Here is a 23,380-nt window from a genome sequence, read left to right on the forward strand (position 1 = left end):
AGCACGGCGTTACACCTTAAGACACTCACATCGCACAGCAGGGCATCTTCGAGATATCCCCCCGAAACGAGAGCGCCGCCAGCTTTATCGCCTCGCTCATCGTCGGGAAGACGTGGAGAGTCTCTATGACGTCATCAAGGGTCATGCGGCTCCGTAATATCATCACAGCTTCATGGATAATCTCCGCCGCGTTGTGGGCCAGTATGTGAACCCCGAGAATTCTGCCGGTCTCATCGTCCACGACCATCTTAATGAGCCCCCGCTCCTCCCCGATTATCCGGGCCTTCGGGATGCTTGAGAACTCCACGGTATTGCAGACGCATTTTCTCGCCTTTGAGGCCTCGCGGTCGGTCAGCCCGACGCTCGCCAGCTGGGGGTCTGTGAAAACAACCTTTGGAACAACGGAGTAGTTCATCTTAATCTTTTCCCCGCCGAGGGCGTTGCTCGCCGCTACGAAACCCTCGCGGGCGGCAACAGTTTCCAGCATGGGTTCGCCAATGACGTCGCCTGCTCCATAGATGTTCTTTCCAGCCTGCATTGTCTCGTCAACGATAAGAAAGCCCCTTTCGTCCGTTCTAACGTCAAGGTTTTCGAGGCCCAAACCATCTGTGTTTGGGGCCCTTCCTGTTGCGAAGAAGATGTACTCGGCCTCAAAGATCCTCTCCCTCCCGTCAACGACAGCCTCAACAGTTATTCCATCACCGCCCTTTCTCACGGCCTTTGGGACCGCGGACGTGTGTATCTCCACCTCCTCGCTTAGAACTTCCTCAAGCTCCAGCGCCAGCTCCGGTTCCGCCTCAGGCACTATCCTTATGCTCCTCTGGAGGAGTGTTACCCTGCTACCTGCCCCAGCAAAGATTTGGGCAAACTCCAGTGCCTGCGCCCTTCCGCCGATAACTATGACAGAATCGGGAACCTCTCTGAGGTTCAGAGCCTCGACGTGCGTGAGAACCCTGTCCCCAACCTCTTCCAGCCCTTTGAGCGGGATTACCTTTGGTCTTGAGCCGGTTGCTATGAGGGCCTTCTCAAAGCCCAAGACTCTGCCATCGACTTCGACGGTATTCTTGGAGAGAAACCTGGCCGAACTCTCGACGTACTCGACGTTTTCAAGGTTTTCAATGACCTCCTCGTACTTCTTCTTCCTAAGCGTTCTGACGAGCCGGTCTTTTCCCTCAACAAGTTCAGCAAAATCGAACTTCTTCACAGAGAATTTAAGCCCAGGATAAGGGCTGTAGAGGGCCCTGCGCTTGAGCTCAAGGGCGGTGAGCAGGTACTTCGTTGGGACACAGCCAATGTTAACGCAGGTGCCGCCTATCGGCCCCCTGTTGACCATCAGCGTCTTTGCTCCCAGTTCGTCCGCTTTCAGCGCGGCCGCGAAGCCAGCGGCACCGCCACCGACTATAAGAAAATCGTACTCTTCCACCCCAAAACCTCCAGAGATAAAAGAGTGAAGGGAGACCTCAGTGGTGGCAGCCGCCCATGCGGTGCCCCCTGTGGTGGCTGTGGTGGGAGTGCCCGTGGTGAGAGTGGCCCCCCATGTCCCCGATGTACTTCTCGGGGTTCGCCTCGAACTCGGCCTTGCATCCTGGGGAGCAGAAGTAGTAGACCTTTCCGCCATACTCGGCCTTGAACCCGGTGTTCTCGTCGACTTCCATCCCGCAGACGGGGTCAATCGGCATTCAGGCCACCTCCACTTCGTAGCCGTACCTTTCGATGGCCCTGACTATGTCCTCAAGGCGCACCTTCCCAGGGTCAAACTCCACAACGGCCTTCTTTTCCTCAAGGCTAACGTTTCCCTTGGCACCGACGCTCTCTATGGCCTTGGTTATTCTCATGACGCAGTGGCTGCAGCTCATATTCGGTATCTTCAACACGACTTCGGTCATTTGCATCACCGATAATGACTAAGGGCGAAAGCTTATGGGGCTTACCCTTGCCAGAATGGAAACTAGAAACCGAACGTATAAACAAAAGTGAAAGTCACAGGGAGTCGATGATCCTCTTCACCTGCTCCTCCATGGGCCTCATCAGCTCGACCACCTTCTCGCCTGCGATCTTCCAGGCGACGCTCGGCAGGGTTACGCCGAGGTAGTTGCCCTCCTCAGTCCTGTAGCCGAAGCCGGTGCACGGGAGCAGGGCACCTATGTTAGGGTCTACCTTCACAAGCTCCTCAACCAGCTCACTGTGGCAGATGAAGAGCAGGTGATAGTCGGCTATTATTCCATTCTCCGTCTCAGTTATCGCAACGGGGATACGCTCGCCGATGAGCAGAAAGCCCGCTTCCTCCAGCTTTTTCTTGAAGCGCTCCCAGAGGAAGTCGAGATCCTCGTCAAAACGCCTGACGTAGTAGAACTCCATGTCAGCCACCTCCGTTCAGCCCGAAGTTTCGACCATTATGCACCTTCCAAAGCTGTACTCCACGCCTTCCTCATCGAGGAACCTGGCTATCTCATCGCTCTCCGCCCCCGGCTGGAACCAGAGCCTTTTGAAACCCGCTTCAACGGCTTCCTTTGCGACCTGAAGCCCAACGTGGGGCGGAACCACAAAAACTATCACGTCAACGTCCCCGGGAAGCTCTCGAACGCTCCTGTAGCACCTGAGGCCTTCAATCTCATCGTACTTGGGATTAACCGGGAAAACCTCAAAGCCCTTTCCAAGTAGGTCCCTGAGTATCACGTTGCCGTACTTGTCCGGGTTTGGGCTTGCCCCAACGAGAGCTATCCTCCTGAATTCGTTCGCGTTCATTTTCTCCACCACTAGTGAACTAGGCTTCATGCTTTTTATGCATTGCTGGACGAAATAGTTAAATTAGGCCGCACTCTCCGCGGCCCTTCTCTTTCGATCCATGGCTGGCCCCTTACCGTAGGCCCTCAGCACGAGGTAGAGGGCCACCAGCAAGTAGCCGAACTGGACTATCACCCTCCCCCACTCCATGCTTACGGAGTAGCCAAAGAGCACCGCGAAGACCGAGCCTATAGCTCCCTTGTGGTGCCAGACGCTGTCTGATGGAATCCCGAGATCGTAGGCGGTGCTCGCGAAGACGCCCAGGGAATAGCCCTCCTCCTCGGCCCACTCAATAAGCTCGTGTGTTCCGTAGCCAGCAAGGCCAGCGGCGACGAACACGAGCAGTATTGAGCTGAAGTAGAAGAACTTCCTGAGGTCTATCCTCATGCCGAGGCCGTAGATGAGGTACGCCAGGATCAGCGCACCGGCAAGGCCCGCCACAAGGCCCAGCAGGGTTCCCGAGGGGTTCTGGGTCATGAAGGGTGTGAGGAACAGCACCGTCTCAAGCCCCTCTCTAAAAACCACAATGAACGTGAAGCCTATTAAGGCCAGGGAGGCTATGGCAGTGCTCACCTTGCTCTCTATCTCCTCCTTAATGTTCCTGCCCTTCGTCGCCATCCAGTATATCATGGTCGTGAGGACTATGACGGCCAGATACGAGGCTATTCCCTCGAAGAGTTCCTTCTCTCCGAGCCCGCCGTATAACCTCAGTATGCCTATCCCAAGGAGCAGGCTAACCCCGACCGAAAGGGCAGTCCCTATCCACACGTCCTTTATCTGGCCTGCCCTGCCGGTTCTGCGCAGGTAGGCGATTATTATGGCGACTATTATCGCCGCCTCAAGTGCCTCTCTGAAAGTTATGAGGAACGCGCCAACGCTCATGAGTTCACCCCCGAATTCTTTAGGTCAGTCTAAAATTGCTCGGCCAGCTTATAAGTTTTATTTTTGCCAAATTGAAGCTTCGAAAAGAGCCTTCCAGAAGTCCACTGAACGGATCTCGATATGACACATGTCAAACTTCACAGGTTCGGATACGGGACTAAGAAAAAACGGAACCGCAGAAAGTACACATCTTCGGGAAATGCGCCCAAAAAGCCCTCCAAAAAATGCAGGAGTGGGCAGGAGTATTTTCCAAAATGGAAATCTCAGTGATTGACAGGAAAAAAGATGAGGGGTCAGAGCTTCCCGACCAGGTCGAGGCTGACCTCAAGGGCATCCTTGCCAGGCTCCCAGCTTGCCGGACAGACCTGACCAGGGTGCTCGCGGACGTACTTTGAGGCCCTCAGCCTTCTCAGGATCTCCTTCGCGCTCCTGCCGATGCTGAGGTCGTGCATCTCCATGTGGACAACCTTTCCATCGGGATCTATTATGAAGGTAGCCCTCCAGGAGATGCCCTCGTCCTCGATGTAGGTGCCGAAGAGCCTGCAGACTTTTCCGGCCGGGTCGGCGAGCATCGGATACTTTATCTTCTTTATGCCGGGCGAGGCGTCGTGCCAAGCCTTGTGGACATAAGCGGTGTCGGTTGAAACGCTTATTATCTCGGCGCCCTCCTTTTTGAACTCCTCGTAGTAGTCGGCGAGCTCCTCAAGCTCCGTCGGGCAGACGAAGGTAAAATCAGCAGGATAGAAAGCAAGAACGACCCACTTGCCCCTGTAGTCCGAGAACTTCAGCTTTCCGATGTCGTCCTTTTCCGGGAAGTAGGCATCGGCCTCAAAGTCGGGAACGATTTCTCCAACCTTCACCATTTTGATTCACCTCGCACATTATTAGGACCATCTAATTTAAAAAGGTTTGTCTAACAAAGTGAAAAGTTCAAAAATCGAAAACATCCAATTTTGAAAGACAAATTTAAATATCTTAAAAACGAACCAGATATGGTGGTAGAATGAGGGTTAAGATAGTTCTCGGAACGGCAAGGGAAGGGAGAAAGAGCGAGAAGGTCGCGAAGTACATTACCAGAAAAGCCCAGGAACTCGGCTGGGAAGCGGAGCTGATAGACGTGAGGGACTACCTCTTACGCCACACACGCCGCTGGAATGTAACGCCGGAGATGGAGAGGTACCGGAAAAAGATTCTTGAGGCGGACTCACTGGTGATAGTTGCCCCCGAGTACAACGGGAGCTATCCTGGAGAGCTGAAGATACTCCTCGACACGATATACGACGAGTACGAGGCCCTGCCGGTCGGAATCGTTACCGTCTCGGTCGTTACAGGGGGAACGAGGCTACTGATGGAGCTTAGAACTGCCATGCTAAACTACCGCATGCTTCCAGTGGCCCAGGTGCTCCTCTACAACGTGGACGATATCTTTGAGGGGGAAGAGCTGATGGACGAGAAGTACATTGAGAGGGTTGAGAGGCTTTTCAGGACGCTTGAAAAGTATGCGAAGGCGCTGAAGCCGATAAGGGACGAGGTGAGAGAGAAGCTGACGAGGGACGTTGAGGGCCTGTGACCCCCTTCACCCCCTGCCTGCAAAGCCTTTGAAGTAAACCGTCGCCGGACAGCCCATACATTTCTTTCCATAGAGGTAGCAGTCGGTGCATACCTTGCCGCAGGGGGCGACCTCCCTCACGGGATCGAGCTTGAAGTCCACGAACTCGGGGTAAGCTGGGGAAGAACCCAGGGAAACGTCCATCTCCCTGACTTCCTCTAGGGGGCGTATCGTGTTCTCTATGGTCACCTCCAGGGCGGAGTAGTTTTCCGCAATGAGGGCGAGGTTGAGGTTGTACTTCCCGGTCGTCGTGGCAACAAGAACGGTGCGGGGGCACTTCGCGAAGACGTCCGCCAGCCTCTCGGCCTCGTCCATACTCCTGACCCGCAGATTAACGACCGCTGAGACGAAGTTCCTCTTCCTGATGTTGAGGAGAGCCTGCACCTTCAGATCCCCGCGCCTTTCGAGCCTCTCAAGTCTCTCCCTCACGGAGGTGTGGCTTATTCCAAGCTCCCTCGCGATTTCGCTCACCTTTGTCCTTCCGTCCTTCCTGAGCATGCGGTATATCCTCATGTCGCGCTCGTCCATACGATCACCTTCATTTTGAAGGTTCTTGCCTTCAATTTCCTGGGAAATGAATATAATTCTTTCGAATTTTGTAAAAAATTGAGGTGATGTTGATGGAGAGGAACGAGGGGAACCTCGACAGGGCCATAAGAGTGGTCGTGGGGCTGATACTGCTGGGCCTCTGGGCGGCGGACAAGGTGCCGTATCCGACGGCCGTCCTTATAGTCGGCCTCATCGCACTGGTGACGGGGCTGACCGGATTCTGTGCCATTTATAAACTCCTCGGCATAAGTACATGCAAAGGGTGCTGAGGTGAAAGGGTGAAGCGCGTAACCAAGGTGCTCATAGTCTCCGGGGAGCTGCTGATAGCGGCCAGCCTGGCACTGATGATAACCGGCCTGGCAATGAATGACCCGGCGTCGGCCCTTGGGTCGCTGATGAGCTATGAAACGGCCAGGAGAGTCCACACCATAGCCTCCTACCTCTTCATACCGCTGTTCTACGTCCACGCGACGGCCGGCATATACATAGCCCTCGGCAGGTTCGAGAGCCTGAAAAAGCCCGGGGTCAGAAAGGCCGTGCTCTCGGCATGGACGCTCGGAGTGGCCTTGGTGGTTCTCCTGGCGCTGGTCCCCCAGGGGAGCCCCTTCGGGGCCTCAAGCGTCTCGGCCGCCCCCATTCTGACCCTCGAAGAGGTCGCGAAGCACAGCAACGAGACAGACTGCTGGGTCGTCGTTGAGGACAGGGTCTACAACGTTACAGAGCTCATAGACGAGCATCCAGGGGGCAGGGAGGCCATAATAAAGTACTGCGGAACCAACGCCACCGACGTCTTCTTCAGGGAGCACAGTCAGAACGACTACGAAGTCCTCCAGGTGTACTACATAGGGACAATCGGGGAACCCATAAACGGCACAGTGGGGGGATAAAGAAAAAAGCCCCACCTTTTTTATATTTTCAATCGCTTCCAGGCACGCCGTTTTCGGAAAGAACCCTGACCTGAACCTTCCCTTTCTTTATAAGCGCCATCTGGCGGAGCGCTATCGTCCCGTCGGTGTTAAGAACCTTGAAGGCGACGACCTTTACCTTCTCGCCAGTCTTGGGCTCCCTGAGGGCCATCACTTCGAGGTAAACCCTGTCAAGGTAGTCCGGCGCTAGTCTGTCCGCGCTTTCTGCCATAGCCTTGGCGTCCATCCTGTGACATTGCCGTTGCCCACGTAGAAGAAGCCTCCTCTCACGTTGTAGAACCCTTCAATCGGCTCACAAATATAAAATTTTCGGAAGTAACAAAACAAGGGAGTAAAAAGAATCAAAGGAGCTCTTCAACGAGCTCCGCGGTGGCGCTCCTTGCCTTGCTCCTCAGCCTCTCGAGGTGCGAGCTCAGGGCTTCCCCTATGCCGTGGATGAAGAGGCTCATCGCCTCCTCCCTGCTCAGACCGCGGGAGCGGAGGTAGAACAGGGCATCCTCGTCGAACTGCCGGACGATTGAGGAGTGGAAGGCTGACTCTATCTCCCCCGTGTCCACCTCGAGCATCGGCACGCTCACACCAAGCGAGCCCTCGTCCATTATGGTTACCTCCGAGACAACGCCGCTGGAGGAGTTTCTCGCGCTCTCAAAGACCTTCGCGACGCCCCTGTGGACAGTCCAACCGTTCCGGTATGAGAAGCCGTGAACCCTCGTCTCGCTTTTACTTTTCTCCCCGTACTGGAGGACATTCGTGAGGTAGTCAACTGCGGTTCCAATCGCTATCGGGATTCCCCTGAGGACGAGCTCGCTCTCCGCCCCCTCAAGGGAGTAGTCTTCGCGGTGGTGGCTCATCCTGCCCCCGTAAATCGCTGTGAAGGCGTTGACCCTGCTATTTCCGGCCAGGCTGGCCCTCAGGAGGTAGTGTGATAGGCTTTTGTGCTTTCCAACGGTGAGAAGTTCTATTTCCGCGTTCTTCACCTTCAGCTCCACCACGAGGGACTTTGCTCCCTCTTCGGCGATGTCGTAAATTATTATTGGCACCTTTGCGTTTTCGACCTCGATGCTTATGTGGTGGCTTACAAAGGCCTTCTCAGAGAGGTGCGAGGCTATCACGAGCGGCTTTGCAAGATCCTCGGTTATCCTCAGCCTGTAGGCCTTTTTCAGGGCGTAGAAGTGGAAGCCGAGAATCTTGGACTCTTCGGGCTGCGAGAGGCCGAGCGTCCCCCCGGTTAGCTCAATCCCAGCAGGAAGGTCAAATTGGGCCTCGCTTCCGGAAAGGACGACGTGTCCCTTAACCGCCACCTCCCCAGCCTTCGCCTCCGTCGGCAGTTTGAGCGGCGAGTTCTCCTCGAAGAGCTTCCAGTTCGTGTAGCTCTTTATCGTCGGGCTGTCGCCGTACTTTTGATAGGTGAGCTTTTCAAGGGTCTCGAGCGAGACTTTTGGCATGAACATCAGCCGACACCCCCGACCTCGCTGAACTCAAGCTCTATGACCTTCTTGAGCACCTCCACGTACTCGAAGGGCAGTCCCTCCAGTATCTCGCTGATGAAACCGAGCACGATGAGGCTCTTGGCTTCATCCTCGCCGATACCGCGGGAGTTCATGTAGAAGAGCTTGTCTTCACCGAGCTTTCCGGTCGTTGCCTCATGGATTATGCTCGCTGTGGGCTCGTCGTTCTGGTTGTGTGGGTAGGTGTAGGCCCTGCTCTCCTCGTCGAGGATGAGCGAGTCGCACGAGACCGTCGCGGTGGAGTTCTTTGCCCCTTTGATTATTCTCACCAGGCCGCGGTAGATGTTCGTCCCGCCGTTGGCGCTTATGCTCTTCGAGACTATCTTTGAGCTCGTGTTCGGTGCGAGGTGCCATGTTTTAGCGCCGGTGTCCTTGAGGTAGGGCCCGTTGCTGAGAGAGACGACGTACTGCGCCGTCCTTGCTCCCTCACCCTTAAGGACACTCGACGGGTAGGTGTAGGTTATGTGGCTTCCGATACTGCCCTCTATCCACTCGACGTAGGCGTTTTCCTCTATGATGGCCCTCTTGTTGTTGAAGTTGATGACGTTCCTGCTCCAGTTCTGTATCGTCGTGAACTTGACAGTGGCATTTCTGTGGGCGTAAATCTCAACCATACCGTCGTGGAATGAGAAGCCCTTGTACATCGGCGCGCTACAGCCTTCTATGAAGTGGACGTAGCTTCCCTCGTCCGCTATGAGGAGGGTGTGCTCGAACTGCCCCTCCAATGCAGAGCCTATGACGAAGAAGGCCTCTATCGGGAAGGGCACTCTAACTCCCTTCGGGATGTAAACGAACGCCCCACCGCTCCAGAGGGCGTGGTGTAAGGCCGAGAACTTATGCTCGCCCGGCGGGAAGACCTTCCCGAAGTACTTCTTGACTACCTCGGGATACTTCTGGACGGCCTCTTCCATGGGCATCATGATGATGCCCTTTTTCTCGAACTCCTCCTTAAGCTGGGAGTAGACGCTCTCGCTGTCGAAGACAGCGGTAAGGCCGGAGAGGAACCTCTTCTCTATCTCCGGGATATTGAGCCTTTCAAAGGTCTTCCTGATGTTCTCGGGCAGGTCGTCCCAGTCCTTAACTTCGTTGCCCACCTCGGGCTTCGAGTAGAGGGAGAAGCTCTCGAGGTCGAGCTCCTCTATTCCAACCACCCATTTGGGCATCGGGAGCTTCTTGAAGAACTCAAGTGCTTTAAGCCTGTGCCTGAGCATCCACTCGGGCTCGTTCTTTATGCGGGATATCTCCCTGATGACGTCCTCGGTGATTTCACCGCGCAACTCGATCTCCTTGGGGTAGGGGACGGCGGTACCCAGTATCTCCTCAAGTGAGCCTGCCTTGAGTATTTCCTCAAGCCTTGACTGCTGTCCCATTTTCCTCCACCGCCGCGAAGCCCTTCTCCTCAATCAGCCTCACGAGCTCCATTCCACCGGAGACGACGAGCCTGCCCTCCTTGAGCACGTGAACCCTCTGGGGGTTGAGGTATTCCAGTATTCTGCCGTAGTGCGTGATGAGGAGTATCCCGGTGCCCTCTTTGTGGAGCCTCGCTATTATCCCGGCTATGACCTTGAGCGAATCCACGTCAACTCCGCTGTCGGGTTCGTCGAGGATCAGGAGCTTTGGCCTCACGAGGTAGGCCTGGAGCATCTCAAGCTTCTTCCTCTCGCCGCCGGAGAAGCCGACGTTGAGTTCTCTGGAGAGGATTGAACTGTCAAAGCCGAGATCCTCAACGGCCTTGAATATCATGTCGTAGGCTTCAACCTCCTCTATGCCCCGGAGGTTCTTCAGGGCCCTCTGGAGGAAGTTTATGACCTTGACTCCCTCGACCTCCACCGGATGCTGGAAGCTGAGAAAGATACCCTTTCTGGCCCTTTCCTCCGGCTTTACCCCCGTTATGTCTTCCCCGTCGAAGATTATCCTGCCCCGGGCGACAGTGTATCTGGGGTGGCCTGCTATGGTCAGGGCAAGCGTCGACTTTCCTGAACCGTTCGGTCCCATGACAACGTGGAGCTCGCCCGATGCGAGTTCAAAGTTCACTCCCCTGAGGATTTCCTTTTCGGCAACCTTAACATGGAGATCTTCCACTTTCAGCATGAGCATCACCGTTTTTTCTTTACCCGCGTTTGGGTAGAAAAGTACACTTTTAAAACCTTTCTTCGCAAAACTGTGTATTTGCCGAGAGCCAGAAAGGGTTTGGAGAAGAGGGAAACCTCAGCCCCCAGCCTGCAGAAGGAGTCCGGGGAGCTGGGGCTGCCTCTGACCGAGCTCCTGATCGAGCATGAATATGACCTGCGGGCTGTCCTTGGCGAACTTGAGTTTATCGACGATCTTCTTGACGTTTGCCTCCTCCTCGACCTGCTCGTTGATGAACCACTCGAGGAAGGCCCTCGTTGAATAATCCTTCTCCTCCTCAGCAAGGGCAGCGAGCTCGTGTATGTGTCTGGTTATGAACTGCTCGTGCTCGTAGGCAGCCTCAAACGCCGCCAGCGGGGAGTCCCACTCCTTGGGCGGCTCCTGGACGGCCTTGAGCTCGACCCTGCCGTTGCGGTCGTATATGTAGTTGTAGAACCTGAGTGCGTGTCCGAGCTCCTCCTCGGCCTGGGCCTTCATCCAGTTCGCAAATCCCTCCAGGTTCATGTCCTCAAAATAGGCCGCCATCGAGAAGTACAGGTACGCCGAATACAGCTCCCTGTTCAGCTGCTCGTTGAGGGCCTTCAGCATCCTCTCGCTCAGCATCTCCGCCACCTCCAGGTATATTTACCCCCGGTTACTTTAAAAATTTTCTCATACCACACCCTCCCTATCAAGGGCCTCCAGAACCCGCTGGAACTGCTCAAGTTTTCCGCTGGTCACAACCCTCTCAGGCCGGAACGGGCAGTCGCAGTAGGGGTACTCCAAGAAAGCCTCGTAGGTTCCTATCCTCCTGGCTATCGCCACTATCTCTTCCTTGTCCATGCCGAGGAGCGGCCGGTGAACCGGGAAGCGGACGCTCATGGTCTCGAAGTAGAGATTGGCAAGGGTCTGGCTGGCGACCTGACCGAGGCTGTCTCCGGTCACTATGCCGAGGGCGCCTTTTTCCCTCGCTATCTCTGCCGCCCTCCTGAGCATGGCCACCTTGCAGACGACGCACGTCCACTCGCGGAGCTTCGCCCTGGCCAGTGCCGAGACGTAGGGCTTGAGCACCTCGAAGTGGTTCTCTACTATAAGTTCTATCGGCTCCGGCGAGTAGTCCTCCAGTATGTCAACGACCCTCTCCACCACGTTCCTAGCGTTGAGCCCCTGGTCGAAGTGGAGGGCTATTACCTCCGCCCCGCGCTTGAGCATGAGGAAGGCCGCGACCGGTGAGTCTATGCCCCCGCTTAGCAGGACGACGACTTTGCCCTGCGTCCCAACCGGCAGGCCGCCCACTCCGGGTATCTTCTCAAAGAAGACGTAGGCCTTTCCGCCGATGATCTCAATGCCTATCGTAAGCTCAGGATTCTCCAGATCGACCTTCCAGCCAAAGTTCTCGACGACAAAGGCCCCAATCTCGCGGTTTACCTCCATGGAGGTCTTGAGGAAGGTCTTGTCGAGCCTCCGGGTGTCCACCCTGAAGCTTCTTGGGTTGTAGTCCTTGAGGGCCTCCTTCAGGTAGGCGGGAATCTCCTCGTACTCCATCACCCTCGCGGGGGAGACGGAAACCACACCGGGCACTTTGGCGATTATTTCAGCCGCCTCGTCTGGGACATCGACGAGGATCCTGCCCCGGATTATTTTTGTCTTCCCCTCAATCCCCTTTCTCCTCAGCGCCTTCCCGATGTTCTCCGCTAACTTCCTCTCGAACTCCCTTCTCTTTCCGCCCTTGATGCCTATCTCGCCGTAGCGGACTATTATCACTTCAACCACCCAGGTAGCGGGCGAAGATGTTCTTGGCCTCGTTCTCGTCCTCGACGCCCCGTATCACCATCCTGCCGCCCTGGAAAATGAGGATCTCAAGGTAGTCGTCCTCGAACTGGATGAACTGGCTCGTCTTGAGTACCTCGATTCCGAGCTTTTCGAGGCGCTTTTCAAGCTCATCGAAGTCTACGCTCATTCTGACCGGCGGCGTGACCTGTATCGAACCGTCGCAGAGGCGCTCTATCTTGATTTTCTTCTCTAAGAACTCGAACTTTCTGAGGGAGCATGCCGGACAGTCGTCCCTCCTCGGTATCTCGACCCTCTCGAAGTCCATGCTCCGGAGGTCAAAGAATATCAGCTCGCTCTTCACTTCCTCACCGAGGAGTATCTTTGCCGCCAGTGCAACGGCTAGAGATGCCGCAAAGGTGGGGACGTAGCTCATTATCCCCGCCACCGCGCAGGTGGGCATCGGCCTCTCGGGGAGTTTGGGCATCAGACACCGGAAGCACGCTGTTTTTCCAGGGATTATCGGCATCACATTGCCGTAAGTGGAGAGAACGCCCACGTATATCCACGGCTTGTTGTTTTTGACTGCGTAGTCGTTTATCACCTGTCTCGTGTATATGTTGTCCGTCCCGTCGATTATGAGGTCAGCCTCATCAAGAAGGTTAACCGTTCCGGGGTTTAAATCCTCGAAGTGGCCGATTACTCCAAAGCGCTCCTTGAGGACTTCCACCTTCGGCTTTCCGACGTCCTCCTTGGTGTACATGGTTCTCGGGAGGTCGCTCTCGTCAACGAAATCCCTGTCTATGACGATTATCTTTCCCACGCCGAGCTTGTGGAGGAAGTAGACCTCCCAGCTGCCCAGGGCTCCAGCCCCAACCACCGCTACCGTGCTCTCGCCCAGCCTCCTTTGTCCCTCGATGCCTATGATCGGGAAGTGCCTCGAAAAGTCCATTCCCACCTGCATGCTCTCACCACATCTGGCTTGGGCGAGGGGATAAAAAGGGTTTTGGAAACCAAAGGTTTATCTTGTAGGGGCTCACGGGAAATTCTGACCCACCAAAAGGGATTTGTACCTTTGGGGATCAGTGGTTCAGGGGGGTTGTGATGCATCGGTTCAATCCCGGGCACGCTCATGTACTGGACTCGGAGTGGAGACGGAGGGTTTTTCCACCGGAGGATGTCGTCGGGTTCGCCCTAAGTGCCGGAGTCCGAAGGAGGACGGCTGTGGACGTCGGGGCCGGCACAGGGTACCTAACCGTGCCCCTGGCGAGGGCGTTCCAACGGGTTTATGCCATCGAAGCAAGTCCAAAAATGGCGGAGATTCTGAAAAGAAGAATCGAAGACGAAAAGCTGGATAACGTCGAGGTGGTGATCACAGAGAGGCCGCCGGATATAGGCGACTTCGACCTTGTGGTCTTCTCAAGTGTCCTGCATGAGATGGAGAACCCGCGGGAGTACCTCCGCTGGGCGGGGAAGGCGTTTGTCCTCGTTGCGGAGTGGAAGAAAGAACCTATGCCCTTCGGGCCGCCTATCCACGAGAGGCTCTCACCTGAGGACGTGATCAGACTTGCCGGGAGTTTGGAGGTTGTCAGATACCGGGAACTCCCCTACCACTACCTGATGCTCCTGAAGCCGAAAACGTGAGGTGATCGCATGGAGTTCTTTGAAGTCCTTCGAAAGAGGAGGAGTGTTAGGCGGTTCCAGGACAGGCCCGTGCCACGGGAGCTTGTGGAGAAGCTCCTTGAGGCAGCTTTCCTCTCGCCCAGCTCGTTCAACAGGAGGCCCTGGCACTTCATAGTGGTGGACGAGGAGGAAAAGCTGAAGGCCCTCTCGAAGGCGAAGCTTGGCGCTTCCGGCCTCGCAACGGCACCGCTGGCGATAGTTATTACGGCGGACGAGAGCAGAAGCGACGTCTGGATAGAGGACGCGAGTATAGCGGCGGAGCACATCCAGCTCACTTCGTTTGCCCTCGGGCTGAGCTCCTTCTGGGTGCAGATAAGGAACAGGATGCACGGTGAAGGCAAAACGGCCGAGGAGTACGTTAGGGAGCTTTTGGGGATTCCGGAAAACTACCGGGTGCTCTGCATAATCGGGATCGGCTATCCAGCTGAGAACAAGCCTCCGCACGGCGATGAGGTCTTTGAGTGGGAAAAAGTGAGCCGCAACAGGTTCGGGAAGCCCTGGAGGTAGCTTTTTATTTATCCATGCCACTCTTCTGCTACCTGGTAAGGACGAATATAAACTGTAAAATTTCCTGGCACTGACTTTTCTATAATGGCAAAGATAAACCCAATAAGCAGTCCAGAGTATAAAATACCGGTGGTACTCATGGGTGAAAATGGATGCAACGTCTTTCCAACCGCAAAGGTGTGCAAGTTCTGCGCCGGGGAGCGCCTTGACGACGTCGTCGCCCTGCTGAAAAGGAAGGGGTACGAGGTGAGCGTTGAAGGCTGCCTTGGCCTGTGCGCCAAGTACGACTGCGGTAACATAAACGTCATCGCAGGGAATGCCGAGATCTCCGTGAGGGACATAGAGGAACTGGAAACTGCAGTGGTAGGGGGTGTGGTGTAGATGGTGAAGGTTCTCGTGATAATCACCAGCCCCGACGAAAGGGCCCTTCCAGGGTTCATGTGGGCCGCCAACGCCCTGCAGAACGGCTGGGCTGAAGATGTTGAGGTCATACTCTTCGGGCCGGCAGAGAGGGCGGTGGCAGAGGGGGACGAGCTCTTCATACCATGGGTAAAGAAGCTGGCAGAAATGGGCAGGATCCCGATAGCGTGCAGGAGAATAGCCGAGGTCGAGGGCTTTGTGGGGCCTCTGGAGAAGTACACGAAGGTTGAGTACGTCGGGAGGATAATAGCGGAAAAGCTTGAGGAGGGCTACGTCCCGATGACGTTTTGATGAAAAAAGCTTCAAAAAAAGGCTTTTTAACCACTGTCTAAATCTTTTTTAGGTGGAAAGGGTGCGGAAGGCGCTTTTGTTCGTTCTGATTCTCGCATTCACAGGGGGCCTCGTGAGTGCCGGCACGGTGAGGTACGGCAACCTGAACTTCCACGACATTTCAAGCGAGGCGGGGCTCAGCGAACTGATGGCCGCCAACGATGGAAAGTACTTCTTCATCTTCTACCACTCTGAAAGCTGTCCTGCCTGTCAGTACATGAAACAGAGCGTTTTCCCAACCCCAACAGCTTATGGGGCACTGGAAAACCTCGTCCTAGTCTCAGTGGATGTCTACAAAGGCCGCCCGATAACGACGCTCCGCTACAGAGTCTACGACCCGGTAATAGTCATCCAGCCGGACAACTCCGGCTACTACACCCCGAAAAAGCCAGGCGAGGAGATAAGCGTCGGCGTCCCCGGAACACCCACAATGGTCATATTCAAGGCAGAGAACGGCAGCAGGATCCTGAAAGGGGTAGCGGTTGGGGCACTTAGCCCAGAAGGTCTTAAGGCCTTCGTTGAGCTGGCTTTAGGAGATGGTTCGGTAGACGGAACGCAGGCTACCTCCAGCGGGCAAAAGGAGGGCACTCCCAGCGCGGAGAACGAAGCCAGCACGAACCTCAGCCTGGCGGTTCTCCTCCCGATATTCTCGGCCGGGATAGTCAGCGTCTTCTCCCCGTGCGTGCTCCCAGTCATAGCAGGCACCCTCTCACTCACCTTCGCGAGGAGGAAGGTCGAGGCGATAATAGCAGGAATGGTGGTTTCCTTTGCCCTCCTCGGGGCGCTCGTCGGAAGCCTCGGCAACTACGCGTCCCAGATACAGGGCGCGCTCTACCTCATCGGCGGCCTCGGCTTCATCGCCATAGGGCTGAGCTTCATCAGCGAGAGGGTAAGCACGAAGATGGAAAGGCTGCTGAGCTTCTCGGCCACGGACAGGGTAGCCTCAAAGAGGGGCATAGCCTACGACTTTGCCCTGGGTTCGGCACTCGGTGCAACGTGGCTCGGCTGCATTGCTCCCTACGTGGGCTTCGCGGTGATAACTGCCGCCCTGAGCGGGGACACGCTGAGCGGGGTCATCGTCATGGGCACCTATGGCCTCGGAATGGGTCTCACCGTTTACCTGCTGACCGCCTCGAAGGACCTCGGCGAGTGGGTGAACAGGAAGCTCCTCTCGAACAGGCTTTCGCTGAGCGGAAGGGGCAAAGCCAGATGGGAAATCGTCCTCGGGACGATACTAATCGTCCTGGGTCTGCTGATGCTGACCGAACTCACACCGCTCAAGTTCTGGAGCGGGCTCTTTGAATCACTCTCAGGGCTCTAAGGAGGTGGTCGGTGTGTTCAGGTACAGGAGAAAGCTGGATATGGGCCTCAAGGAGGCCGAGGAGAAGTTTAGGGCAAAGCTTGAGGAGAAGGGCTACAAGGTTGTGCTTGAGTTCACGCCCAGCGACGTCGTCAAGGCCAAGCTCGGCATTGACATGGAGCCCTACAGACTCCTCTACGTCTGCAACCCAAAGAAGTTCTACGAGATGATCAAGGTCGAGTACGAGATAGGCTCCTTCGCCCCCTGCCCGGTGCTCATCTACCAGAAGGACGGGGAAACCTACATCGCCATAAACACAGCAGACGACATAGTGGATGTCATTAGGGAGCCGCTTGAGGACGTTAAGGCTGTCATTGAGGAGCTCTGAGCCTCTCTTTTTTATTTGAACAGCCCCTCGTAGGCCACGTAGCCGTACCTTCTCAGCCCCTCCCTTGGTATGAACCTCAGCGAGACCGAGTTTATGCAGTAGCGCCTTCCCGTTGGGGTTGGCTCTTCAAAGACGTGGCCGAGGTGGGAGCCGGCGAAGCGGCTTCTAACCTCCCTTCCACAGAGGAAGCCCTCGCATTCCTCAGCCTCGACCATCGCCCACTCCTCAAGGGGCTTCGTGAAGCTCGGCCATCCCGTTCCCGAGTTGAATTTATCGAAGGATCTGAAGAGCGGTTCTCCCGAGACGACATCAACGTAAATGCCCTCTTCGTGGCTGTCCCAGTACTCGAAGACTTTCTGAACAGAACCGTCCAGAACTGACAGTTGAAAACAAAAACATATGAAAAATATTTTAAATGAAATTTTTTTAGTAGTATCGGGGTGGAGGATATGTCCAACATTGATGCACCCGTTATCGGAAAGGACGCCCTTGGAAGGCCCGTTAAGGACCTCAGCGTTGTCCCCTGGTGGGGAGTTGAGAGGAAGAAAATAGAGTGGTACCCCAAAATCAACTACGATGTCTGCGCCGGCTGTGGAATCTGCTTCGTTACCTGCGGGAGGAGGGTCTTCGACTGGGACACCGAGGAGGGAAAACCTATAGTGGCGAGGCCATACAACTGCATGGTTGGCTGCAATACCTGCGCTATGATATGCCCCTGCGACGCCATAGAGTTCCCGCCGAGGGAGTACCTGAAGAAGTGGGTGGCAAAGGGCCGCGTCACGAAGAAGGCCTTTGAGATAGTGAGCCAGATCACCAAGAAGGACCACATGAGCGAGGAAGAGACAACGACAACGCCCGAGCAGGGTCCTCCAAAGAAAGGATGAGGGATCAAGAGCATCAAGGATATCCGCTATTCAATTCTGAAAAGGCTCTTTCGCCCTATTATCTCCTCCCTGCTCTTTCCGCTTTTCAAGTCATCAACGAGCTTCAGGACGCGCTGCCTTATCTTATCCCTTACCTCGCGGTACTTCTCAATGGGGTGATCGTAGGGGTCGTCGAGCCCCCAGTCCCACGTTTTTTCGGGGGGAGCGTAGGGGCACTTGTCGAGGCAACCCATGGTTATTACAAGGTAAGCCTCCTCCGCCATCTCCTCGGTGTATAGCTTCGGCCTCTGTCCGTCGAGGGAAATTCCAACCTCCTCCATGACCTCCCTTGCGAGCGGGTCTATCTCGTCAGCCGATTCCGTCCCTGCGCTCATAGCATGGAAGCGCGGGTCGTCGTTGAAGTGGTTGAAGAAGGCCTCCGCCATCTGGCTCCTCGCCGAGTTCTTGACGCAGACAAATAGTACGAGCTTTTCCCCCATTTTTCTCACCGGAAAGGGCTCTGAGACGGGCTTTAAATCCCTTGCCGCAGTATTCTATGTAGCCTATATAGCTCCCGGAAAAGGTGGCAAACATAAGGTTTTGAAAACCCTTATATTTGAAATTTTTTTAGTCGGTATGGTGTAAGAAAATGGAGGAGAAGAAAGGGCTGGGTCTGTTCGAAAAGTACCTCTCGCTGTGGGTTCTCCTCTGCATAATCGCGGGGATAGCGGTCGGGAAGTTCTTTCCAGCGCTCCCCGAGGCCCTCTCAAAGCTCACCGTTGCGAACGTCAACATGCCCATAGCGGTGCTGATATGGGCGATGATATACCCCATGATGGTCAAGGTGGACTTCTCCGCGATAAGGAGAGTGCACAAGGGCCAGATGCTCAAAGGCCTAACCGTCACGTGGGTCACCAACTGGCTGATAAAGCCCTTCAGCATGTTCCTCATAAGCTCGTTCTTCATAGGTGCGCTCTTCTCGGCGAAGCTCGGCCTCATCGAGCCCTCACTGGCAAAGGAGTACATAGCGGGCGCGATACTCCTCGGAGCCGCGCCGTGCACGGCAATGGTCTTCGTGTGGAGCTACCTGGCCGACGGAGACCCGCTCTACACGCTCGTGCAGGTCGCTACCAACGACCTCATAATACTCTTTGCCTTCGCCCCGATAGTGGGCTTCCTCATGGGGCTCAACGAGGTCCCCGTGCCCTATGACACGCTCCTCCTCTCGGTCGTACTCTTCGTGGTGATTCCACTCACCGCCGGCTATCTCTCCAGGAGGCACATTCTCAGGACTAAAGGACGGGAGTGGTTCGAGAGGGAGTTCCTCCCAAAGCTGGGCACCGTCTCAATCATCGGCCTTCTCCTCACTTTGATACTCCTCTTCTCCTTCCAGGGGAAGATAATCCTTCAGAACCCGCTCCACATAGTTCTCATAGCGGTCCCGCTGACGATACAGACCTACTTCATATTCACCATAGCCTATGGATGGTCGTGGCTCTGGAAGCTCCCGCATAAGGTCGCGGCTCCGGCATCCTTCATCGGTGCCAGCAACTTCTTCGAGTTAGCGGTGGCGGTGGCGATAGCCCTCTTCGGCCTCAAAAGCGGCGCGGCGTTGGCGACGGTCGTTGGAGTTCTGGAGGAAGTGCCTATAATGCTCAGCCTCGTCTGGATAGCCAACCGGACTAAAGACCTCTTCACAGCAGAGTTCGAAGCGGGGAGTGCCGCGCTGGCACTCACTGAGGAGTGAGCGTTCCTCCAAAACTTTAATTTATGAATTCAACTTCACTAATTTTGGGATGCAAATGAGGGTCAAACTTCCCGCGCCCAGGTTGAGGGGGGAGATGAGCCTTGAGGAGGCGGTGAATCTCAGGAAGAGCGTGAGGAGGTACAGGGACGAACCGATAGCCCTTGAACAGCTCTCCCAGATACTCTGGGCGGCCTATGGGATAAATACGTGGGGCAAAAGGACCTCTCCAAGTGCCGGCGCGCGCTACCCCTTCGAGGTCTATGTGGCGGTTTCTAACGTCACCGGCATCAAACCCGGCCTCTACCACTACGACGGGAAGAGCCACACCCTCGAACTGGTGTGCGAGGGGGACATTAGCAGCCCCCTAGCCAGGGCCTGCCTTGGCCAGAGGCACGTTAAGACGGCCCCTGCAAACATCGTTATAGTGGCCCACTACGAGAGGACGACGAGCAGGTACGGCGAGAGGGGAATACGCTACGTGCACATTGACGCCGGCCACATGGGACAGAACATCTATCTCCAAGCCACCGCACTCGGCCTCGGGACGGTGGCGGTCGGTGCCTTCAGGGACGAGGAGGTCAAGGCACTGCTAGGGGTGCCGGGCGAGCCGCTCTACATATTCCCCGTGGGAATTCCGGTGGAGTGATTTTTACGTTGTCCTTTCCCCTGCCCAACTATTTTTGGTTTGCAAAAGAAAATTATATAAGTCTAATTCACAAACCTTATGATGTCGGAAGTCGAACTCAACTGGAAGTGATGCCGTATGGCAGAGTTTAAGGAAGACGTTTCTATAGTGCTGGGTGGTGCCGCGGGCCAGGGCGTGCAGACCGTCGAGGGAATCCTCACCCACGCCCTTAAGGAGTCCGGCTACCACGTCTATGCAAACAAGGAGTACATGTCCCGCGTGCGTGGCGGAATAAACACCACTGAGATACGCGTTTCTTCCAGACGCGTCAGAGCATTTGTAAAGAGGATAGACATCCTCGTGCCCTTCAAGCAGGGAGTGCTCACCTGGGTCAGGGATAGGCTCTCGGAAAACACCGTCATCCTCGGAGAGAGGGAAAACGTTGAGGACGAGTTTTTGGAGAAAGTCAACCTCGTGGAGGTTCCCCTCACCAAAATGGCCACCAAGGTCGGGAGCCAGCTCTACCTTAACACGATAGCAGCGGGCGTGATAGTGGGCCTCTTCCACGGCGACTTCAAGGCCGTCGAGGAGTACCTGAGGAGGCGCTTTGGCGCGAAGGGCGAGAACGTTGTCCAGAAGAACCTCGAGGCGGCGAAGAAGGGCTACGAGCTGGGAGTTAAGCTCTGCGAGGAAGGGACAATAGCGGTGGAGGTGCAGAAGGACGAGAGCGTTAAGGACGAGGTTCTTCTCACCGGCACCGAGGTGGCGGGCATAGGTGCCCTGGCGGGGGGAATGAACTTCCTGTCCTTCTATCCAATGAGCCCGTCAACCGGCGTCTCGACCTTCGCGGCCCAGCATGCGGAGGAGTTTGAGATAATCGTCGAGCAGGTGGAGGACGAGATCTCCGCGATAAACATGGCCCTCGGAGCCTGGTACGCGGGAGCCAGGGCGATGGTGAGCACCTCAGGCGGAGGCTTTGCCCTCATGAGCGAAGCGCTGAGCTTGGCCGGAATGGCCGAGAACCCGGTGGTTATCCACCTCGCCCAGAGGCCCGGGCCTGCAACAGGCCTGCCGACGAGAACTATGCAGGGCGATTTGAACCTCGTGCTCTACGCCGGTCACGGCGACTTCCCGAGGATAATCCTCGCGCCGGGGAGCCTTGAGGAGGCCTTCTACCTGACGGCCGAGGCGTTCAACCTGGCCGACAGGTACCAGGTGCCCGTGATAATCCTCACCGACCAGTACTTCGTGGACACTTACTACAACCTCCCAGCCCCGGACGTGGGCAAAGTGAAGTTTGAGAGGCACATCGTCGAGGCGAAGCCCGGCTATCGGAGATACGAGCTGACCGAGGACGGAATCTCGCCGAGGGCAGTGCCGGGCTACGGTGAGGACGTTGTCGTCGCCAACGGAAACGAGCACGACGAGTGGGGCGACATAACGGAGGAGGCAGAGATGACGAGGAGGATGCAGGAGAAGAGGGCTATCAAAAAGCTCAAGACGGTAAGGAGGAACGCACCCCTGCCGAAGCTGGTCGGAGAGGAAAACGCAAAGTACCTCGTGGTTGCGTGGGGTTCGACGCTACACGTCATCGAGGAGGCTCTGGATAAGCTTGGGAGGGATGACGTGGCACTGCTCCACTTCAGCTGGGTCTATCCACTCAACCCGAAGACGAAGAAGTTCTTTGAGGGCAAAATAGTGATAGCTGTGGAGAACAACATAACCGGCCAGTTCGCAGACCTTCTCAAAAAGGAGCTCGGTGTTGAAGTCCACCACCGCGTTCTGAAGCACGACGGCAGGCCGTTCTCGGTGGAAGAAGTTCTTGATGCCCTGAAGGGGGTGGTAGAATGAACGCTCCCACTTTGCCAACCGGCAGGGAGGCCTTTGAGCCCAAGAGGCCGACCAGTAAGGACGTTGCCTGGTGTCCGGGGTGCGGGAACTTTGGCATAAGGAACATACTCATCTCCGCTCTGGCAGAACTCGGCTTAAAGCCGAGCCAGGTGGCAATAATCAGCGGGATAGGACAGGCGGCAAAGATGCCCCACTACATCAACGCAAATGGATACCACACACTCCACGGAAGGGCAATACCGATAGCGACCGGTGTTAAAGCCGCAAACCCTAAGCTGACCGTCATAGCGGAAGGTGGAGACGGCGACATGTACGCTGAAGGTGGCAATCACCTGCTGCACGCGATAAGGCGCAACCCCGACATAACCGTCCTCATCCACGACAACCAGATATACGGTCTCACCAAAGGGCAGGCCTCGCCTACAACCATGGTGGGTATGAAGACGCCGACACAGCCCTGGGGCGTCTTCGAGGAGCCCTTTAATCCCGTCGCTTTAGCTGTCGCGTTAAACGCCTCCTTTGTCGCCAGAACATTCATGGGCTACTTCAAGGAGAGCGTCGAGATAATCAAGAAAGCCATCCAGCACAAAGGCCTCGCGATAGTTGATATCCTCCACCCGTGCGTCAGCTTCAACAAGGTGAACACCTACGCCTGGTACAGGGAGCACACCTACTGGATGGACGACCACGACCCTTACGACAGGGAGGCCGCCTTCAAGCGCGCGATAGAGACCGACCCCCTCCCGCTGGGAATCTTCTACATCAACAAGAAGCCCACCTTTGAAGAGAACGTGTCGGCCTACAGGAGGGACAAGAGACCGCTATGGCAGAGGGAACCAAAGCTCGACCTCGTGGAGAGGTTCTTCGAGTCCAAGAAGCTTTGAGACCGCCCCCGAACTTTTTCTTTTTCAACTTCTGCGTCGAAAACGAGTTGGAGGTGTTATTATGGAGGTTGGTGAAAAGGCTCCGGACTTTGTTTTGAAGGATCAGAACGGGGAGGAATTCAGACTGAGTGATTTCAGGGGGAAGAAGGTTCTGCTATCCTTCCACCCGCTGGCGTGGACTGGGATATGCGAGAAGCAGATGAAGGCCCTAGAGGAGAACTACGGGCACTTTGAGGGACTGAACGTCGTCCCCGTTGGCATAAGCGTTGACCCTGTGCCGAGCAAGAAGGCCTGGGCGGAGCACATCGGCCTCAAGAAGCTGAGGATTCTGAGCGATTTCTGGCCGCACGGTGAAGCGGCGAAGCTCTACAGGCTCTTCCGCGAAAAGGAAGGGTTCTCGGAGAGGGCCAACGTGCTGGTTGATGAGGAGGGGAAGGTCATATTTTTCAAGGTCTATCCGATAAGGGAGGTTCCGGATCTGGAGGAAATCTTCAGCCTGCTGGAAGGAACGTGAATTTTCCCTCAAATCCCGCTTTAGGGCAGGAGAGAGGCCAGCCCTTTCAAAATTTTAACTTTACCCAATTCTGTCCTTAACTTTTTGGTCAAGAAAGGCTTTTTATGCTTCCGCACCAAATAGGTTCGGTG

Annotated in this window: 32 protein-coding genes; 15 read left to right on the forward strand and 17 right to left on the reverse strand. The window is 55.7% G+C overall.

The genetic code is table 11. The annotated features are described in order from the left end of the window. Positions 1-25: 25 nt before the first annotated feature. The 7 genes from merA to E3E36_RS00795 all read right to left on the reverse strand — a co-directional run bounded on the left by merA (position 26) and on the right by E3E36_RS00795 (position 4,529). Positions 26-1,423: a mercury(II) reductase gene (gene merA / locus E3E36_RS00765; protein WP_167893554.1), complete on the reverse strand. Its 1,398-nt coding sequence runs from the start codon at positions 1,421-1,423 to the stop codon at positions 26-28. A 37-nt stretch (positions 1,424-1,460) separates the two neighbouring features. Next, positions 1,461-1,679, reverse strand: a complete 219-nt coding sequence (locus tag E3E36_RS00770) for a YHS domain-containing protein (protein ID WP_167893555.1) — start codon at positions 1,677-1,679, stop codon at positions 1,461-1,463. Then, on the reverse strand, positions 1,680-1,886 hold the full coding sequence (locus E3E36_RS00775; RefSeq protein WP_167893556.1) for a heavy-metal-associated domain-containing protein: 207 nt from the start codon (positions 1,884-1,886) through the stop codon (positions 1,680-1,682). Between the two features lie 94 nt (positions 1,887-1,980). Further along, on the reverse strand, positions 1,981-2,358 hold the full coding sequence (locus E3E36_RS00780; RefSeq protein ID WP_167893557.1) for a DUF302 domain-containing protein: 378 nt from the start codon (positions 2,356-2,358) through the stop codon (positions 1,981-1,983). Positions 2,359-2,373: 15 nt separating this feature from the next. After that, positions 2,374-2,745: a CoA-binding protein gene (locus E3E36_RS00785; protein ID WP_167893558.1), complete on the reverse strand. Its 372-nt coding sequence runs from the start codon at positions 2,743-2,745 to the stop codon at positions 2,374-2,376. Between the two features lie 63 nt (positions 2,746-2,808). Continuing rightward, positions 2,809-3,666, reverse strand: a complete 858-nt coding sequence (locus tag E3E36_RS00790; protein WP_167893559.1) for an FTR1 family protein — start codon at positions 3,664-3,666, stop codon at positions 2,809-2,811. 293 nt (positions 3,667-3,959) lie between these two features. Beyond that, entirely contained in the window at positions 3,960-4,529 is a 570-nt protein-coding gene (locus E3E36_RS00795; protein WP_167893560.1) for a peroxiredoxin, read from the reverse strand. A gap of 140 nt (positions 4,530-4,669) precedes the next feature. On the opposite strand from E3E36_RS00795, the gene E3E36_RS00800 reads away from it, so the two are divergent. Then, positions 4,670-5,236, forward strand: a complete 567-nt coding sequence (locus E3E36_RS00800) for an NADPH-dependent FMN reductase (RefSeq protein ID WP_167893561.1) — start codon at positions 4,670-4,672, stop codon at positions 5,234-5,236. Positions 5,237-5,242: 6 nt separating this feature from the next. Here the strand turns inward: E3E36_RS00800 and E3E36_RS00805 are convergent, their stop codons facing one another. Beyond that, the gene (locus tag E3E36_RS00805; RefSeq protein WP_167893562.1) at positions 5,243-5,803 is read right to left on the reverse strand and encodes an Lrp/AsnC family transcriptional regulator; all 561 of its coding nucleotides are present in this window, start codon (positions 5,801-5,803) and stop codon (positions 5,243-5,245) included. Between the two features lie 92 nt (positions 5,804-5,895). Between E3E36_RS00805 and E3E36_RS00810 the strand changes: the two genes are divergently transcribed. Then, on the forward strand, positions 5,896-6,093 hold the full coding sequence (locus E3E36_RS00810) for a DUF2892 domain-containing protein (protein ID WP_167893563.1): 198 nt from the start codon (positions 5,896-5,898) through the stop codon (positions 6,091-6,093). Positions 6,094-6,102: 9 nt separating this feature from the next. Beyond that, the gene (locus E3E36_RS00815; protein WP_167893564.1) at positions 6,103-6,711 is read left to right on the forward strand and encodes a cytochrome b5 domain-containing protein; all 609 of its coding nucleotides are present in this window, start codon (positions 6,103-6,105) and stop codon (positions 6,709-6,711) included. 28 nt (positions 6,712-6,739) lie between these two features. Here E3E36_RS00815 and E3E36_RS00820 read toward each other — a convergent pair whose 3' ends face one another. From E3E36_RS00820 to E3E36_RS00850, 7 genes are all read right to left on the reverse strand, one after another. Further along, complete coding sequence (locus E3E36_RS00820; RefSeq protein ID WP_167893565.1) at positions 6,740-6,976, reverse strand: hypothetical protein; 237 nt, start codon at positions 6,974-6,976, stop codon at positions 6,740-6,742. A 115-nt stretch (positions 6,977-7,091) separates the two neighbouring features. Further along, positions 7,092-8,201 (reverse strand): SufD family Fe-S cluster assembly protein, encoded by a 1,110-nt coding sequence (locus E3E36_RS00825; RefSeq protein ID WP_167893566.1) that lies wholly within the window; start codon positions 8,199-8,201, stop codon positions 7,092-7,094. Continuing rightward, positions 8,201-9,628 carry a Fe-S cluster assembly protein SufB gene (gene sufB, locus E3E36_RS00830; protein WP_167893567.1) on the reverse strand — a complete coding sequence of 476 codons (1,428 nt, stop codon included), beginning with the start codon at positions 9,626-9,628 and terminating at the stop codon, positions 8,201-8,203. The genes E3E36_RS00825 and sufB overlap by 1 nt, the downstream gene beginning before the upstream one ends. Beyond that, positions 9,606-10,349 carry a Fe-S cluster assembly ATPase SufC gene (sufC, locus tag E3E36_RS00835; RefSeq protein WP_167894658.1) on the reverse strand — a complete coding sequence of 248 codons (744 nt, stop codon included), beginning with the start codon at positions 10,347-10,349 and terminating at the stop codon, positions 9,606-9,608. Before sufC ends, sufB begins: the two co-directional genes overlap by 23 nt. Positions 10,350-10,466: 117 nt before the next feature. Then, entirely contained in the window at positions 10,467-10,991 is a 525-nt protein-coding gene (locus E3E36_RS00840) for a ferritin (protein WP_167894659.1), read from the reverse strand. 48 nt (positions 10,992-11,039) lie between these two features. Continuing rightward, positions 11,040-12,131, reverse strand: coding sequence for a tRNA uracil 4-sulfurtransferase ThiI (gene thiI, locus E3E36_RS00845; RefSeq protein ID WP_167893568.1), 1,092 nt, complete (start codon positions 12,129-12,131; stop codon positions 11,040-11,042). A gap of 1 nt (position 12,132) precedes the next feature. Continuing rightward, positions 12,133-13,101, reverse strand: coding sequence for a ThiF family adenylyltransferase (locus E3E36_RS00850; RefSeq protein WP_206203452.1), 969 nt, complete (start codon positions 13,099-13,101; stop codon positions 12,133-12,135). Positions 13,102-13,241: 140 nt separating this feature from the next. On the opposite strand from E3E36_RS00850, the gene E3E36_RS00855 reads away from it, so the two are divergent. From E3E36_RS00855 to E3E36_RS00880, 6 genes are all read left to right on the forward strand, one after another. Beyond that, positions 13,242-13,781, forward strand: a complete 540-nt coding sequence (locus tag E3E36_RS00855; protein WP_167893569.1) for a bifunctional 2-polyprenyl-6-hydroxyphenol methylase/3-demethylubiquinol 3-O-methyltransferase UbiG — start codon at positions 13,242-13,244, stop codon at positions 13,779-13,781. 9 nt (positions 13,782-13,790) lie between these two features. After that, positions 13,791-14,327 (forward strand): nitroreductase family protein, encoded by a 537-nt coding sequence (locus tag E3E36_RS00860; RefSeq protein WP_167893570.1) that lies wholly within the window; start codon positions 13,791-13,793, stop codon positions 14,325-14,327. Positions 14,328-14,411: 84 nt separating this feature from the next. Next, positions 14,412-14,708, forward strand: a complete 297-nt coding sequence (locus tag E3E36_RS00865) for a hypothetical protein (protein ID WP_240911746.1) — start codon at positions 14,412-14,414, stop codon at positions 14,706-14,708. Next, positions 14,709-15,038: a hypothetical protein gene (locus E3E36_RS00870; RefSeq protein ID WP_167893571.1), complete on the forward strand. Its 330-nt coding sequence runs from the start codon at positions 14,709-14,711 to the stop codon at positions 15,036-15,038. It abuts the gene before it with no gap. A 61-nt stretch (positions 15,039-15,099) separates the two neighbouring features. Beyond that, positions 15,100-16,398, forward strand: a complete 1,299-nt coding sequence (locus E3E36_RS00875) for a cytochrome c biogenesis protein (protein ID WP_167894662.1) — start codon at positions 15,100-15,102, stop codon at positions 16,396-16,398. A 13-nt stretch (positions 16,399-16,411) separates the two neighbouring features. Further along, positions 16,412-16,765, forward strand: a complete 354-nt coding sequence (locus E3E36_RS00880; protein WP_167893572.1) for a DUF302 domain-containing protein — start codon at positions 16,412-16,414, stop codon at positions 16,763-16,765. Positions 16,766-16,776: 11 nt separating this feature from the next. Here E3E36_RS00880 and msrB read toward each other — a convergent pair whose 3' ends face one another. Further along, on the reverse strand, positions 16,777-17,229 hold the full coding sequence (msrB, locus tag E3E36_RS00885) for a peptide-methionine (R)-S-oxide reductase MsrB (protein ID WP_342764389.1): 453 nt from the start codon (positions 17,227-17,229) through the stop codon (positions 16,777-16,779). On the opposite strand from msrB, the gene E3E36_RS00890 reads away from it, so the two are divergent. Beyond that, positions 17,215-17,649 carry a ferredoxin family protein gene (locus E3E36_RS00890; RefSeq protein WP_167893573.1) on the forward strand — a complete coding sequence of 145 codons (435 nt, stop codon included), beginning with the start codon at positions 17,215-17,217 and terminating at the stop codon, positions 17,647-17,649. The two genes, msrB and E3E36_RS00890, sit on opposite strands and share 15 nt — an antisense overlap. A gap of 26 nt (positions 17,650-17,675) precedes the next feature. Here E3E36_RS00890 and E3E36_RS00895 read toward each other — a convergent pair whose 3' ends face one another. Continuing rightward, positions 17,676-18,128 carry an arsenate reductase ArsC gene (locus E3E36_RS00895; RefSeq protein ID WP_167894664.1) on the reverse strand — a complete coding sequence of 151 codons (453 nt, stop codon included), beginning with the start codon at positions 18,126-18,128 and terminating at the stop codon, positions 17,676-17,678. Positions 18,129-18,277: 149 nt separating this feature from the next. On the opposite strand from E3E36_RS00895, the gene arsB reads away from it, so the two are divergent. The 5 genes from arsB (at position 18,278) to E3E36_RS00920 (ending at position 23,249) form a co-directional block, all read left to right on the forward strand. Then, complete coding sequence (arsB, locus tag E3E36_RS00900) at positions 18,278-19,375, forward strand: ACR3 family arsenite efflux transporter (protein WP_167893574.1); 1,098 nt, start codon at positions 18,278-18,280, stop codon at positions 19,373-19,375. A 55-nt stretch (positions 19,376-19,430) separates the two neighbouring features. Continuing rightward, on the forward strand, positions 19,431-20,021 hold the full coding sequence (locus tag E3E36_RS00905) for a SagB/ThcOx family dehydrogenase (protein ID WP_167894665.1): 591 nt from the start codon (positions 19,431-19,433) through the stop codon (positions 20,019-20,021). A 117-nt stretch (positions 20,022-20,138) separates the two neighbouring features. Then, the gene (locus tag E3E36_RS00910; RefSeq protein WP_167893575.1) at positions 20,139-21,851 is read left to right on the forward strand and encodes a 2-oxoacid:acceptor oxidoreductase subunit alpha; all 1,713 of its coding nucleotides are present in this window, start codon (positions 20,139-20,141) and stop codon (positions 21,849-21,851) included. After that, the gene (locus E3E36_RS00915) at positions 21,848-22,735 is read left to right on the forward strand and encodes a thiamine pyrophosphate-dependent enzyme (protein ID WP_167893576.1); all 888 of its coding nucleotides are present in this window, start codon (positions 21,848-21,850) and stop codon (positions 22,733-22,735) included. The genes E3E36_RS00910 and E3E36_RS00915 overlap by 4 nt, the downstream gene beginning before the upstream one ends. Before the next feature lie 61 nt (positions 22,736-22,796). Then, positions 22,797-23,249: a peroxiredoxin gene (locus E3E36_RS00920; protein WP_167893577.1), complete on the forward strand. Its 453-nt coding sequence runs from the start codon at positions 22,797-22,799 to the stop codon at positions 23,247-23,249. Positions 23,250-23,380 lie beyond the last annotated feature (131 nt).

This window comes from Thermococcus sp. M36, from assembly GCF_012027355.1.
Taxonomy (GTDB): Archaea; Methanobacteriota_B; Thermococci; order Thermococcales; family Thermococcaceae; genus Thermococcus.

Bases quoted from the DNA above. Each gene is read 5' to 3' on its own strand.
- E3E36_RS00770 (WP_167893555.1), bottom strand. From the start codon at position 1,679: ATGCCGATTGACCCCGTCTGCGGGATGGAAGTCGACGAGAACACCGGG.
- E3E36_RS00870 (WP_167893571.1), top strand. From the start codon at position 14,709: ATGGTGAAGGTTCTCGTGATAATCACCAGCCCCGACGAAAGGGCCCTT.
- E3E36_RS00800 (WP_167893561.1), top strand. From the start codon at position 4,670: ATGAGGGTTAAGATAGTTCTCGGAACGGCAAGGGAAGGGAGAAAGAGC.
- sufB (WP_167893567.1), bottom strand. From the start codon at position 9,628: ATGGGACAGCAGTCAAGGCTTGAGGAAATACTCAAGGCAGGCTCACTT.
- E3E36_RS00920 (WP_167893577.1), top strand. From the start codon at position 22,797: ATGGAGGTTGGTGAAAAGGCTCCGGACTTTGTTTTGAAGGATCAGAAC.
- E3E36_RS00810 (WP_167893563.1), top strand. From the start codon at position 5,896: ATGGAGAGGAACGAGGGGAACCTCGACAGGGCCATAAGAGTGGTCGTG.
- arsB (WP_167893574.1), top strand. From the start codon at position 18,278: ATGGAGGAGAAGAAAGGGCTGGGTCTGTTCGAAAAGTACCTCTCGCTG.
- E3E36_RS00825 (WP_167893566.1), bottom strand. From the start codon at position 8,201: ATGTTCATGCCAAAAGTCTCGCTCGAGACCCTTGAAAAGCTCACCTAT.
- E3E36_RS00795 (WP_167893560.1), bottom strand. From the start codon at position 4,529: ATGGTGAAGGTTGGAGAAATCGTTCCCGACTTTGAGGCCGATGCCTAC.
- E3E36_RS00915 (WP_167893576.1), top strand. From the start codon at position 21,848: ATGAACGCTCCCACTTTGCCAACCGGCAGGGAGGCCTTTGAGCCCAAG.
- E3E36_RS00905 (WP_167894665.1), top strand. From the start codon at position 19,431: ATGAGGGTCAAACTTCCCGCGCCCAGGTTGAGGGGGGAGATGAGCCTT.
- sufC (WP_167894658.1), bottom strand. From the start codon at position 10,349: ATGCTGAAAGTGGAAGATCTCCATGTTAAGGTTGCCGAAAAGGAAATC.
- E3E36_RS00805 (WP_167893562.1), bottom strand. From the start codon at position 5,803: ATGGACGAGCGCGACATGAGGATATACCGCATGCTCAGGAAGGACGGA.
- E3E36_RS00855 (WP_167893569.1), top strand. From the start codon at position 13,242: ATGCATCGGTTCAATCCCGGGCACGCTCATGTACTGGACTCGGAGTGG.
- E3E36_RS00775 (WP_167893556.1), bottom strand. From the start codon at position 1,886: ATGACCGAAGTCGTGTTGAAGATACCGAATATGAGCTGCAGCCACTGC.
- E3E36_RS00820 (WP_167893565.1), bottom strand. From the start codon at position 6,976: ATGGACGCCAAGGCTATGGCAGAAAGCGCGGACAGACTAGCGCCGGAC.
- E3E36_RS00840 (WP_167894659.1), bottom strand. From the start codon at position 10,991: ATGCTGAGCGAGAGGATGCTGAAGGCCCTCAACGAGCAGCTGAACAGG.
- E3E36_RS00850 (WP_206203452.1), bottom strand. From the start codon at position 13,101: ATGCAGGTGGGAATGGACTTTTCGAGGCACTTCCCGATCATAGGCATC.
- E3E36_RS00910 (WP_167893575.1), top strand. From the start codon at position 20,139: ATGGCAGAGTTTAAGGAAGACGTTTCTATAGTGCTGGGTGGTGCCGCG.
- E3E36_RS00895 (WP_167894664.1), bottom strand. From the start codon at position 18,128: ATGGGGGAAAAGCTCGTACTATTTGTCTGCGTCAAGAACTCGGCGAGG.
- E3E36_RS00785 (WP_167893558.1), bottom strand. From the start codon at position 2,745: ATGAACGCGAACGAATTCAGGAGGATAGCTCTCGTTGGGGCAAGCCCA.
- E3E36_RS00890 (WP_167893573.1), top strand. From the start codon at position 17,215: ATGTCCAACATTGATGCACCCGTTATCGGAAAGGACGCCCTTGGAAGG.
- E3E36_RS00790 (WP_167893559.1), bottom strand. From the start codon at position 3,666: ATGAGCGTTGGCGCGTTCCTCATAACTTTCAGAGAGGCACTTGAGGCG.
- E3E36_RS00865 (WP_240911746.1), top strand. From the start codon at position 14,412: ATGGCAAAGATAAACCCAATAAGCAGTCCAGAGTATAAAATACCGGTG.
- E3E36_RS00780 (WP_167893557.1), bottom strand. From the start codon at position 2,358: ATGGAGTTCTACTACGTCAGGCGTTTTGACGAGGATCTCGACTTCCTC.
- E3E36_RS00860 (WP_167893570.1), top strand. From the start codon at position 13,791: ATGGAGTTCTTTGAAGTCCTTCGAAAGAGGAGGAGTGTTAGGCGGTTC.